Origin of the sequence: Paenibacillus sp. FSL R7-0198 (assembly GCF_038000415.1) — a bacterium.
Taxonomy (GTDB): Bacteria; Bacillota; Bacilli; order Paenibacillales; family Paenibacillaceae; genus Paenibacillus.
Map to the genome: position 1 here is coordinate 256,464 of NZ_JBBOCB010000001.1, position 12,753 is coordinate 269,216.

Annotated in this window: 11 protein-coding genes and 1 pseudogene; all 12 read left to right on the top strand. The window is 39.2% G+C overall.

Annotated features, from left to right (window positions below; translation table 11 throughout):
- The first annotated feature begins 208 nt into the window (after nt 1-208).
- Complete coding sequence (locus tag MKY87_RS00995; RefSeq protein WP_339783784.1) at nt 209-1,291, top strand: helix-turn-helix domain-containing protein; 1,083 nt, start codon at nt 209-211, stop codon at nt 1,289-1,291.
- Nucleotides 1,288-2,064: an ATP-binding protein gene (locus MKY87_RS01000; RefSeq protein WP_339783783.1), complete on the top strand. Its 777-nt coding sequence runs from the start codon at nt 1,288-1,290 to the stop codon at nt 2,062-2,064. The genes MKY87_RS00995 and MKY87_RS01000 overlap by 4 nt, the downstream gene beginning before the upstream one ends.
- A 1,009-nt stretch (nt 2,065-3,073) precedes the next feature.
- Nucleotides 3,074-4,357, top strand: coding sequence for a DnaB-like helicase C-terminal domain-containing protein (locus tag MKY87_RS01005; protein WP_339783782.1), 1,284 nt, complete (start codon nt 3,074-3,076; stop codon nt 4,355-4,357).
- 237 nt (nt 4,358-4,594) lie between these two features.
- Nucleotides 4,595-4,858, top strand: a pseudogene (locus MKY87_RS01010) (CHC2 zinc finger domain-containing protein); the annotation flags it as partial.
- A gap of 153 nt (nt 4,859-5,011) precedes the next feature.
- Nucleotides 5,012-5,605, top strand: coding sequence for a toprim domain-containing protein (locus tag MKY87_RS01015; RefSeq protein ID WP_340967358.1), 594 nt, complete (start codon nt 5,012-5,014; stop codon nt 5,603-5,605).
- A 91-nt stretch (nt 5,606-5,696) separates the two neighbouring features.
- Nucleotides 5,697-6,227, top strand: a complete 531-nt coding sequence (locus MKY87_RS01020) for a sigma-70 family RNA polymerase sigma factor (protein WP_339783780.1) — start codon at nt 5,697-5,699, stop codon at nt 6,225-6,227.
- A gap of 483 nt (nt 6,228-6,710) precedes the next feature.
- A complete protein-coding gene (locus MKY87_RS01025; protein ID WP_339783779.1) occupies nt 6,711-7,370 on the top strand; it encodes a hypothetical protein in 660 nt (219 codons plus the stop codon).
- Between the two features lie 111 nt (nt 7,371-7,481).
- On the top strand, nt 7,482-9,356 hold the full coding sequence (locus tag MKY87_RS01030; RefSeq protein ID WP_340962549.1) for a DNA polymerase: 1,875 nt from the start codon (nt 7,482-7,484) through the stop codon (nt 9,354-9,356).
- Between the two features lie 470 nt (nt 9,357-9,826).
- Nucleotides 9,827-10,588, top strand: coding sequence for a DNA polymerase (locus MKY87_RS01035; protein WP_082762767.1), 762 nt, complete (start codon nt 9,827-9,829; stop codon nt 10,586-10,588).
- Between the two features lie 72 nt (nt 10,589-10,660).
- Complete coding sequence (locus MKY87_RS01040) at nt 10,661-11,119, top strand: hypothetical protein (RefSeq protein ID WP_339783777.1); 459 nt, start codon at nt 10,661-10,663, stop codon at nt 11,117-11,119.
- Between the two features lie 267 nt (nt 11,120-11,386).
- Entirely contained in the window at nt 11,387-11,626 is a 240-nt protein-coding gene (locus MKY87_RS01045) for a hypothetical protein (RefSeq protein ID WP_339783776.1), read from the top strand.
- On the top strand, nt 11,626-12,744 hold the full coding sequence (locus tag MKY87_RS01050) for a hypothetical protein (protein WP_339783775.1): 1,119 nt from the start codon (nt 11,626-11,628) through the stop codon (nt 12,742-12,744). The genes MKY87_RS01045 and MKY87_RS01050 overlap by 1 nt, the downstream gene beginning before the upstream one ends.
- Nucleotides 12,745-12,753: the final 9 nt, after the last annotated feature.

Genomic DNA, 12,753 nt, shown 5'->3' on the forward strand with positions numbered 1-12,753 from the left:
TCATTCACGAATGCCCTATTAAGGGTTGACTAGTGAAAAATGAACATCAGATTGATTAATTCACTTAAACTAATGAGTAGCAATATATTAAATATGATTTACAGTAATACTTATCCTAAGGATAAGTTGGTTGTGCATTTAGGATTTTAACTTTAGCAACTATTTCAGTACTTGCACCGACTAATGAGGTAGGGAGCTGATTTTAACGATGGTACACAAAGAACCGGTGATATTATCTAAAGAAAGAGAGTGCATTTATCAAGATTCTGGAAATAGAGGGCACATTCAAATACCGAATATGGTCATCTCTTGTTTAGACTTATCAGACACATCGAAGATAGCATATGGCGTAATATCTAAGTACGTTTGTGAGAATGGCAGAGAAGCATTTCCTGCAGTATCTAGAATAGCAATGGCTTGCAATTGCACCAAGAAAACCGCCATCAAATATATCAAAGAACTTTGTGACAAAAAATTTATCCTTAAAGATCGAAACGGTAATCGAAAGACAAACACCTACTACTTGATGAGTATTGATAAAATAGAGCACTTACATGTGTCGGAGATGTTCTGGCGCGCAGTTAACGAAGTTTACAAGAACGTGGAAGCTTGCCTTTACGAAGAAGTCTACAACTCCTTCATGAAAATGCTTGAGAACATAGTTGCCAAGGGAATTGTGTTCCGAGAGATTCCGGTCAATGTTGAAACAGAGGGTTATATAAGAGAGACCCTTTTAAAGGGTATATTGAAGAATGCTGATGGCATGTATAAGCCACTCGACCTTGAGAAAGTGAAGCCTAAAACGTTTGATCAACCTATGATGAAAAACACAACAGATAAGTTTTTAAACGGAACTATTAAAATTCATGGAAGTATCTTAATGGATACAAATAGATTTGTTCTTCCTGATGACGTAGAGAAATGGAATATGGATAACTTCGTTCAATACTTTTATGAACAGTTCATTAATGCAACAGGAAGAACTCACGAGTCCACACGTAGTAAGCACCGTGGAATGTTTAGACGTATAGTTGATAAAACTAATAATGATAAAATACTGGTTAAAAAAAGGATACAAGCTTTTTTTCAAATCGGCTATGATAACCAATCGCTTGAATGGTTCTGTACATCTGGAAGAGCCGTTGAGATAGATTTGTTCATTACTCAAGGAAAGAGACCCTTTTACATTATCACAAAAGAGAAGAAGAGCACCACTGAAACTCAATTACAAATAAAGAGTGGTATGACTGCTGACGACTTCCTAAAAAGGATTAAAGGAGGCAAAAAATGAGTACAACGATTGAGAATAAAGAAGAACTCTTCAGCACATGTAAAAACTGTGTTGTGAAGGATTGGTGTAGACTTCGTAGCGGCGAGTTCAAGTTACCGCTCGATAATATGCACACATTCTGCATCGGCTATGAAAAGCTGTCCAAGGCTATTGAACTGGCGAAGATACCGAAGGAGTACCATAGCGCAAACCTTTACAACTACGTAGTGGACGATGACAATGTAGACTTCGCTCCAATAGTAAAGGAATTGCTCACTAATCCAGTGGGCTTCGTCACTTCCGGTACAAACCTCGCGCTGATTAACTACAATAAGGGGACAGGTAAGTCATGGACTGCGAATGCAGTCCTTAATGAATTTATCTACAAGGTTTGTCGTGACTCAGGGTGGTTTGACTATGAAAGTCCAGTAGCAATGTATGTTAAATTTGGGGCATGGGCTAACCGTCAACGGGATATTTATATTCGCAATGACGCACAGTTTAGCTTTGAAGCGCACAAAGAACTAAGTCAAATGAAAGACGTTCCTTTACTACTTCTCGATGACATAGGGAGTGGCAGAATAACCCCGATAATTCGGGATCTTACCTATGATGTTATTGACTTACGTAAAGAAGAACAAAAAAGCACTATCTTTACAAGTAACTTCACTACTTCAAGATTACGTCAAGATGACATGCTTGGTGATATGGTTGTTTCCCGAATGTTTTACAATACAATGGTCATTCCATTGGGGGGAAGAGATAGGAGGGAAGATAATACTTATATTTACTAAAGGTAATTTGACTAGAAATAGAATTTTTCATTGTAAATGTTATTAATATACTCTAAACCTGGACATCACAAGTTAGTTGAATATACGGCTAGGAACTGCTATGATAGCTCTAATAAGTTCGCTAAACAACTATATGTAGAACGTCTGAAGGTTGCTAATGTAATCCTAGGAGTAGTTCTATTCACCCTAAAACTAATGCGGACGGAAACTTTTATCCGAGCAATAGAAAGCTGTATTATATGGAATTTGTTCAAGTTAAAGTTATATTGGTTGTACTCACCTTCGTTATATTCCTAGTCTAGTTATCAAGTAGGAGGTATTGAAATTCCCTACTTGGAAACTCAGTACTACTTATTGTAATCCGCCTTCCTTTCCTCAAACTTTATTGCTCTAAATGGATTAGGCTTGACGGACTAAATTTTTTGAATTACACACCACGACTACCGTCAAGGTTATATTGATTAGGGCAATGTCCCTTCAGGATGCCCACTATTCATATAATAATGGGTGGCTCCGAAATTTCCCGATTTTTTGTCGATATATCCGATTCTAGTAAGGAAGACATTGATGTTAACTCACGTAAGCCAATGGGCTTATTTAAGTTACGCACGCTTTTCAATCACCAGATAATTGCTTTATTTACAATAAATTTATAATAACGACACTCACAAGGTCTAACGACCAGTACGTTCAAAAAAGCCCCCAAATCGGCATAATATCTAAGTCTTGTGATAAAGTGTGACTTCTTCTTTCTAATCATAGTTTGAATTGTATATTAGTGTTTAGGCATATCATATGGCGACACCTTAAAGACTTGTCGATTACACCGATCATTATTGTAATTGAGCAAGTCTTTTCTTATTGCCAAAATTCACGAAATGCTATTTACTGCCGAAGTAATAATAACATACATAATGAACAAGAAAAGAAGTATTTGTGATCCTCGCGCACCTTTACCAATACATGAATCAACTACTGATAATGTAATTGGATATTGGGAGGGGAAACGTTGGCTGCGATCGAAGAACTCCAACTATTAAATCACGTCCTCACTGTTAAAGACTGGGGCGTAGTAGAGGGTGCAGGAATCACCGAGAATTATTTCCAAATCCACAAAGACGCTTTTGAGTTCATCAAATTTTTCATAAGAATTAATGGACAATTGCCAACTATTGAAACGGTAATGAACAAGTTTAATACATTTGAATTGGTGGATTTAGAGAATATCGACCATGTAATTAAATCACTGAAAGAGGACTTCCTATACAGACAGTTTAAACCGATACTTGTATCAGCTTCAGAAACCTTCGCTAATAAAGAAACGACAGCGGCAATTCAACAATTGCAAATGGAAGCGCAGCGTTTTTTGAAGTCAATTGGATCAAGCAGTCAAGGGTACTCCTATGTTAAGAATGCTCAAGTAAGGCTAGAGGCTTATAACAGAATTCATGGTAGAGCAGAAGATGAATTTATTGGAATGACAACGGGTTTTAAACCACTTGATTTAGCAACCAACGGACTTGAATCACTCGAAGGAGCGGTTGATTATTTCCTTGTGTTTGCGCCAACAAACATGGGAAAAACACTCATATCATCATTTATGATGGGAGCTGCATGGAATAGTTCGTTAGCCACAGACTATCCTGCCTATTTTTCACTTGAGCAAAGAGCATCCGAAATTGCTCTGAATTGGGACAATACGCTTGCAAAAATATCTAGACTAGCTTTAACACGAGGTACGCTTTCTGGTGAAAAGAGAGACGCTTATGCAGAGTTTGTTGACCGACTTAAGCAGAAGAAGAAGGACATGATGATTTATGACTTTGACAGCAACGGCGGCAAACCATTTACGCTTGACGAAATACACAGGATACTGGAGCGAGAAGGTCACAATCGCTGGACTCTTGATCAACTATCAAAAGTTAGACTCTCACATCGTAGTACGGGAGACCTCCGCCAACGATTATTTGAAGTGTCTGCAGGTGTCCGTGAAGTTATCCTCAACACTGGAAAACCTGCTATGGTAGTTGCTCAAGCGAACCGTGACGCTCTCAAAAAAATTAAAAAAGATATTACAGAAAATGTGGATGCTACAGATATCGGGGAAGCTTTCTCAATAGTACAAGATGCTTCCAAAGGAATCTCTATCGTTAAAGTAAGTGATAATACATTCCGTATTTTGGTCATTAAGAATAGAAATAACATAAGTGGGCAATCATTCCTTGTGCGCTACGACTTCGATACTGGAATCGTTTCCGTCTTGGATGATTACATTGGAGAACAATATTTTTAAGAGAGACAAGCACAAATGCAGTTAATGCAAGAATACATGTATTTAACTCTCTCATCCCGCTCAGAAGAGTTACCAACTCTCTATAGTAATACTTCCACTTGTCTATATACATATTGAATCGCATAAAAACCCTTTCATGCAAAAATAAGGGAGTAAGGGGAGTGGAATATTTACAAATCAACAAAAGAGAATCCAAATATAGAGATTCTTGAATCCTTGCACATCGACCCCAAACAGTTGATAGAAGAACTACGTTTTTCTTTTCAGTATCTCTCTAAGGGTTTAAGCAACTCTAATGCATTCACGGGTTTAAATGATACAGGTCAATGGATCATGAGTTGTTGTCCCTTACACGCAGAATCTAGAGCTTCTTTCGGAATCTCTAAAGAGTCCCCCTATCACTGCAACTGCTTCTTTTGTGGCTATTTAGGGACAATAGACAACTTAATTGAGAATGCTCTTGACTTAAACGAAGGAGAGGGCATAAATTTTTTGCTCTCAACCTATACATTTGAGGAAAAAAGTAGAACGTTCGATATGGTTGACTATATAGATAATCGTAGGAACAAATATGTAATCCCCTATCTTGAAGAAAGTAAACTAGTGACTCTAAAGAAATCAAGATCAAAGAATGAAGTTCTCTTTCAATCAGGCATGAGCTACATGCGTGCCCGGGGTTTTAAAGATTGTACTCTTGAGACCTATGAAATTTGTGTTGACACCAAAACCGAAATGTTGGTCTTCCCTCAAAGAACCAGAACCGGACAACTCCGTTTTATTCAAAAGAGGAAAATCGGCAACAACTATCACGGTGCTAAGTTCATAAATGAAGGAATTACGATAAAAAAAGATATCGTCTTCGGTCTTCACTTCATTAACAATCTTAGAACTACAACAAACCGAATCAAAAGAGTCAGAATGGTCGAGTCACCTACTGACTGTATGTCCAACTACCAGATAGGTATTCCCGCGGTATCAATTAATGGACGTATCCTTTTCAGAAATCAGGTTCGGGAGCTACAGTTGGCAGGCATCGAAGAGGTTGACTTGATGCTCGACAACGATAAGGCGGGTGAGAAGGGGATGCAGGATGCCGCCATATTACTGGATAGGGCAGGTTTGATTGTAAACCGTGTTCGCTACCCTAGCTTTCCTGCGTTCAAAGATAGCAATGAGCTGCTCAATGCTGGACTACTAGACCGTCTTGACACCTACAATGTGAACCTTATCGGTGCAATTTACAAGTAGGTGAATTTCTTTCGCACCTTTTCTACAGCATACAACGACCACTATATCAAAAGGTAAAACATTATACATGATCCCATTGGAGGAATTAACTGTGACCAATCAGACAACCGTAGCTAACTTCGATATCGAAACTTTGACGCCAATCTTTAACTTCATATTAAAAGGTGTAAGACACGAAGACCGTGAAGAAGTTAAATCCGAAGCCGTTCTACGTATTCTGACTGCCATCGACAAAAGACAAGTTAAAAAAGATGTGTTTACATTCTCACACACTGTCGTTCAACGTGCTGTTTACGACTACTATCGTAAAAATAACAGAATGATTACGAAGAACAGCACTCTTGTAAACTACTGCGATGGTGCAGATGAAGAGCAAGGTTCAACCATTGACTTCTTCTCTTACGCAACTGAAGAAGTGGGTTACGGTCTATCTGATGTAAAGACAGATTACTTGAATAATCACACTGATTTTACTCCGCAACAACGTAAAATAATTGATTTCATGCTCTTCACAGAAGGAGGAATAGACATGAAACCGACAGAAATTTCTAATCTCCTCGGTTTAGACAAGTCCCATGCTTCACGTGCAATGAGCAAACTTAAAAAGTTATGTCAAAGTTAAATATCTTTTAGAGCCAATAACTAATTAAATATAACACAAAGGGTTCAAATGAATGAAGATACTTTTATTTAAGTATATCACATAACACTTCACATTTTTTTTAATTTTCTCATTTGTTCCTAGGTATTTCTTTCCAAGTCTATATACGATCATATTACCACTCTGCTGAGGGTAGTGTCAATACACTACAACACTGCTTATAACAATCCATCTTTATCAAATTCATATGAATATTATTCTAAAAACTTTAGATTATTTAACCAATTCTTACGTTTTTGAAACAACCTTTTTTTATCTTTTGAATAGCATAGAAACATTACTAAAAAATGAAGTGAAGAAACATTTAAGAGAACATTGAATCTTCCTTACATATCATATCCAACTTCTTAACAAGTCATTCCTATCTTTCAAAAATGTGGAATGACTAATTATTTGAAGTTATTTAATCTCAAACACAAAACTGTTTATTGGAGGAAAGCCGATATGTCTAACACTGTAGTTCGTGGTCTTGGAGCAATTCTTTCTGGTGGTGCAGATTTTATTACTTTTCAAGAAGGGAACCCCATGACTTTGCTCTTTATTGATTGGTTTGAAAACTTGCTCGGTATCCGTGAGCATTTTGAAGCTACCTTGAATCCTAAGTATGTTCGTTGCCCTGGAAAAAATATTTGCCCCCTTTGTAAAGCAAATCCTTCCAAGTATCCTGCACTTCGCATTAAGTTCCGTGTCTATGATGCGGTTGAAAATAAAATAAAATTCGTCTCTCTAGCTAAATCCCACGTTCAAAAATTGAACTGTGATTTCATACAGCACGAGATTGACCCAACTAAGAATTTTGTAACCATTTACCGCACTGGAAAGGGGGCATCGGATACTTCCTATAGCGCCCGCCGTTACGTAGCTAATCTTGAGGCAAACAATTCACTTGATTATCCTTCTCAAGAATTACTAGACAACATACCTGACATTACACCACAAGTAACACCACACAGCCCTGATGAGATTACGGCTTTTGTACAGGCACTGGTCGGTGTTACCCAGTTCTATACTAACAGCGATATTCGATCGTCTCAAGGCAGACATGTACCCTCTTACGAAAAGCAGCAAGGGACTCCAACTGCACAACGTAAGCTGCCATTCTAATCGTTAAACGTGAGGGGATATAAAGCCCCTCATTGTTGTACTTTCTTAAACCTTAGCCCATTCGTCATGTTAAGACGTTACAACATTTCAAGTGTAATAGGGAGGGTCACAGTGTCTGAAGCTAATGAAATACTTGAAATTCTCAAAAAGGCTGAAAAGAAAAACGCCCAACCGAGCCGCACTAAAAAAACAGAAATTTTAAAATCTAAAAAAAAGTTAACTAAAAGAGAACAGCAGATTTTGGATATCGAATCTTCTATTAGAATGCCTGATAATTATACGCTTGTTAATACTCCTGAACTACTTGAGCGACTAGTGAAATATTATAAAGCATATAAAAAGATGTATCAAGGCGATGCCTTCGTCTATTTAGATACTGAGACTTATGGACTAAACAACTGGCGGGACTCTTTAATATCCATTTCTATCGGTTTTGAATCAGAACAATATTTTAACATACCTATGCGCAAATTTCTACATAATATGTCGAAGGATGTCGAAACTCTGCCTTTTGATGTTGTATCCAACGCGCTTAGACCATTGTTAGAAGCTGATTATATGATTGTAATGGCAAACGGGAAATTTGATATTCACGTACTCAAGAATTGGGCAAATATTGATATTACCTTTAATATTCATTGGGATATTATGATAATGGGCGGGTTGTTAAATGAAAACAAACCAAAAGGTCTAAAGGAATGGTACAACTCATACACCCTCCCTTGGCTAATTGAGCAAGGTAAAATGAGTCGTGACGAACTCTGTCGGCCAACTTTCAAGTTTGGTAGCATGTTCGACAAAATCCCATATGATAGTATACCTCACAGGATCTCCAATTATTATGCTTGCCATGACGTGTTCATGACACATTGGGTGTTCAGATATCAAAAATTCATTATAGAAAATCCTTCTTTTGGACTATATCGTGTTTACAAATTGTTCAGAGAAGTTGAGATGCCATTGTTGGCAATTTTCGTCACTGCAGAGCGGCGAGGTGTAGAACTTGATTCTAAGTTTCTCAAAGACATTATAGGTAGAGTTCTTCAGGAAAAGTTGGATGAACTTAAGAAAGATATCTTCAGTGTCTTAGGCAGAACGATTACCCTCACTAAATCAAGAACACGTCAGCGACAGGGTATTAAGTTCAAGGAAGAATATGAGATCGTTGAAGCATTTAATCTTGCTTCTCCCGCGCATCTAGCAAATAAGTTATACGTGGAGCACGAGATACTTGAGCCTGAGATGGTTTACGTTAAAGAACTCAAGCGTAAAGTACCTAAGCAATCAACAAGCAAGAAGGTACTGACAAGGAATAAGAATGTCCTGGTCACTGTAAACGACAAGGCTCATAAAATAGTAGATTATATTCTGGAATATCGAGGTCTTTCCAAGCTGATTGACGCTTTTTGCAATAAACTTCCTAATGACACAGTGGAAGGTATTATACACTGTTCCTACAATCAAATGGTTCGTACCGGGCGTGTATCCTGTTCAGCACCTAATCTGCAACAGATTCCATCAAAGTTCGACCTTATACGATATGCATTCCGTGCATCTGCTGGTCGATTGCTGGTTTCTGCCGACTTTTCACAACAAGAACTTCGCTGGTTAGCTATCTTTTCTCAGGAGCAAACCCTCATTGATATATTTAAGTTGGATTTGGATATGCACAGTCGGGTAACGTGCCAAATTCACGGATTTGATTACGATATGTTTGAGATGATTCGAAGTTACAAGGGTGAGTCCGAAAAAGAAACTTCTAATAAAATAGAGGAAATACACGCGAAATATTCTGGTTCTCAAGAACTTCTCTTCGCAATGACCTATCTTAATAGTAAGGAAAAAGGGGCGAACGCTTCCACTGTGGGGGGTTCAAGCCAAACAATTGAATACCTTGCTGGATTATTTGAACTGCTCCGTAAGAAAACTAAATCCGTAGTGTTCGGTAACAACTATGCCGAATTTAAACTCCTCTCATATCGGTGAAATCTAAGTGGCTGTCGAGAGACGCTCCATACGGCAATACCGAGCTAAAACTCGCTAGGTTAGTAGTGAATGATGGTGTAGAGACTTATCATAGGTCGCCTGACCACTAGTGGTCAAATCAATCGAATCTATGTAATGGGGAGAACAGTTATCTCTTAGATAGGATCAACCTAAGGCATTGCTCTTTACTGAAGATGCTAAATTCACTCCAATATGCGTGAATTCATGGGAAATGTAAGATTACAAGGTGTCTCGAATCGCTTTGGTACTTACAGTAAATTGTGATGAAGCATGAGGGAACTTGTTAGTATTGATCTCAGGCGGTAAAGGCTTTTTTAACCAAAGCTCTTTAGGTTCATAGAGAACTTAGAGTGGTTAACTATCTCAAAAATAATCATCGTGAGATTGACCGCCGTAGTTTAATAACTGTTAAGGGATAGTCCACTCTCATAGAAATATGGGGATACGAAATGGTAGTTTACGGTATTACTGAGTTAGGGCTAAGTGAGCAAATTGGTTCTAGTAAAGAGGAGGCTAAGCAACTAATTGAAGGCTTTAAGTCCTCCATGCCCAACTATCTTATGTGGGAAGCAACAACTCACAAGGAAGTAATGGAGAAGGGGTTCATAGAGACTGTTCTCGGACGTAAACGTAGATTTGGTGAGACCATTGCCGAAGCTAAACAAGAGGACATCTGGAAGAAGTCAGGATGGCATTGGAAGATTGAAAAATGCAAACGTCAGTCCTGTAATGCCAAGATTCAGGGTTCATCTGCTGACCAAACTAAGAAGGCAATGGTTGATCTATTTTACCCGACCCGTCTTGACGGAACGAAGTGTTTAGACCGCCGTGAGTGGTTACGTGAAGGCTATATGTCTCAGCTTGAAAAGGACGACCTTCACCTTGTTCTTCAGGTGCATGACGAGTTGATTTTTGATGTCCCAGAGACAGTTGACCCTGCAGCGCTCAAAGCGATCACAGACACTATGGCTAATGTCATCCCCAATGACGTAGGCGTTAAGTTCAAATCAGATATCGAAGTAAGCCCTTATTGGGGTGGTAATTTCTCCAAAGAACAAATCCGTCTCATGACTGAAGGTCTGTTGGACTGGAAGGATATATTCAAGGAAGAGGTGAATAAGAAACTTTCCAAGTTCGGCTTTGATTACAAAGTTGGAATTTTTGCTGATGGAGACTTAGATGATGAGAATGATAGTGAAGAAAATACTTAATACGATTCTTTTTGTTTTTTTGAAAGTTAGTTACTTATAATGTGTTTAGCTGATTAAAAGGGAGTGATTTTTATGCCATCCGTAGGCATTCGAATATGGGGGAATTCCCACCTCGCCCCTCAACGTGAAGTGGAATCTGGAGTGAATGACATAATCGTTATCAACGTCAACGGTACAGACTACACAATTGTCCTTGATGCAGGAGAGTATACATCAAGCCATGAGCATGTAACCTCTAGCTTTGTACAGCATGTGAACGACAAATTGATCGAGGTAGGCTGTCCTGTTATTGCAAAGGTAGGTGGTATTCATGATGACCACCCACGTACAGTGCTGTTATTTGAAACATCTGAATTATCCGAGAGAGTGACAATGTCTATTGAGGGACCAGGTGCAGTAGAGTTTATCGGAGATACACCATACCAGACAGTACCAGCTGTTGTAGAAACCCAGATTGACGGTCTACCTTCTAAAGTTGCAGCACGTGGTACCGGCATGATTTCCCTCACAGGAGGAATTGGGGTATCCTAATCTCCCTAAACAGTAAAGTGGATTTTGATAATTCATAGTAGATATTTAGTAAGTCAAAGACCTCTAAGGGGTCTTTTTTCATTGCCGCACCCTTTCAGGCTAGTGGGTTGACTACTAGAGTGTATGCCAAACAAGCAACTGATAGGAGATGATCCCATGACAACAGGAAAAATCCACCCCCAAGAACGTGTATCCCAACGAAGTCAAGCCTTGAAATTACATCCATTAGCAAGTGCGTGGAGCGACTATTAGAAAGAGGGTAACGATATGAAGATGACAACACAACAATACGCAGAAATCATCGCAGGTAAGGTTGCTCATACTGCAAAAAACATTGCAAAGAACAGTGGTCGTAAGGAAGAAGCAGATTCCGATGTAGCTGCCGCAATGATTGTAACGTTCGCAGAAGAGATGATGGAAGTCATCCGAAAGAGGACACCCAATACACCAAACCCCTTATCTAAAACCTTCGTGAAGCTGAAACGGTTTCTGCGAGGTGTTGGATAATGTTTGAGCGGTACTTAGTTGGCGGACGGCTTGACCCACCCTACTTTCCGACGAAACCAAGCCCTCACTTTGTAGGTAGGGAAATCATAATTCCAGCTAAAGCGAACGGGGATAGAACTTTCAAGGATACCTTTACAATGTCACATGACCTGGAGTTCTATGCGGTATCCATCCGAACCAATTCGAACAACGTCGAGGACTACTGGAATCTGATGATAGATGGCAATTTTGTTGCTAAGAATATCCACTGTAAAAACTACGAGGAGGGATTATATTTTCAGGTGGCACATCCTGTAGCGGCAGGTAAAGAGTTCCTCTTTGAGTACCATACACCTCAAGGAGACAGAAAAAATTTTGAGTTAATGTTTCACTTTCTTACTGAGCATAACGTTGATTTGGTACTCACTGAAACAACAGATTTGGGAAATTACCCTGATCCTTCCGAAGAGCCAGCAGATGACCAGCAGCCACCGGATACGCCTGAAGATGGTATACAACTTCCCATTACGTGGAAACCGTTTATTTCCGTCGTAGATGCATACAAATGGACACAGAACCTTGGCGTGTCAGTAAACTTCGCAAACAAACTTGATGCAGCAAACTATGTGACTGAAGCCTTGGCGCTTTTACTGAACACATGCGATGGCTTTACAGAGATGATTCAGAAGCACAAGCTAACTATTAACATAGAGAACGGAAACGGAGCTAATGGTTACTTTGATCCTGCGTCTGGAAAGGTAGTCATAAGCAAGACTTATGACTACACTAACGCCGCCACAATTGCTCAAATGGAGTACAGCACAGGGCAGAAGTCTTCACCCGACAAGCTGCGCACAATCATTCATGAGATTGGGCACTGGCTTCATTATCACAATATCGGATCACAGCAGTTCTTTCAATATTCAGCACTTGACCCTGATAACTACGGCGTGAAGACAATACTATCAAACGCTCAATCATCTTACATAGCAAACAACCTGTGTAACTACGCTACCAAGTGGTTTCCTATTGAGTTCGTCCCTGAGACATTCACTGCCAAAATAACCGGAGTCCCCATTGATGCTAAGATATGGGAGTGGTACGAGCAATACGGTGGATACAAATGTATAGGATGGTAGATATCTATC

What these genes read in the sequence shown, in the direction of transcription:
- MKY87_RS00995 (WP_339783784.1), top strand. Translation starts at nt 209, where the DNA reads ATGGTACACAAAGAACCGGTGATATTATCTAAAGAAAGAGAGTGCATT.
- MKY87_RS01000 (WP_339783783.1), top strand. Translation starts at nt 1,288, where the DNA reads ATGAGTACAACGATTGAGAATAAAGAAGAACTCTTCAGCACATGTAAA.
- MKY87_RS01015 (WP_340967358.1), top strand. Translation starts at nt 5,012, where the DNA reads ATGAGCTACATGCGTGCCCGGGGTTTTAAAGATTGTACTCTTGAGACC.
- MKY87_RS01025 (WP_339783779.1), top strand. Translation starts at nt 6,711, where the DNA reads ATGTCTAACACTGTAGTTCGTGGTCTTGGAGCAATTCTTTCTGGTGGT.
- MKY87_RS01035 (WP_082762767.1), top strand. Translation starts at nt 9,827, where the DNA reads ATGGTAGTTTACGGTATTACTGAGTTAGGGCTAAGTGAGCAAATTGGT.
- MKY87_RS01040 (WP_339783777.1), top strand. Translation starts at nt 10,661, where the DNA reads ATGCCATCCGTAGGCATTCGAATATGGGGGAATTCCCACCTCGCCCCT.
- MKY87_RS01045 (WP_339783776.1), top strand. Translation starts at nt 11,387, where the DNA reads ATGAAGATGACAACACAACAATACGCAGAAATCATCGCAGGTAAGGTT.
- MKY87_RS01050 (WP_339783775.1), top strand. Translation starts at nt 11,626, where the DNA reads ATGTTTGAGCGGTACTTAGTTGGCGGACGGCTTGACCCACCCTACTTT.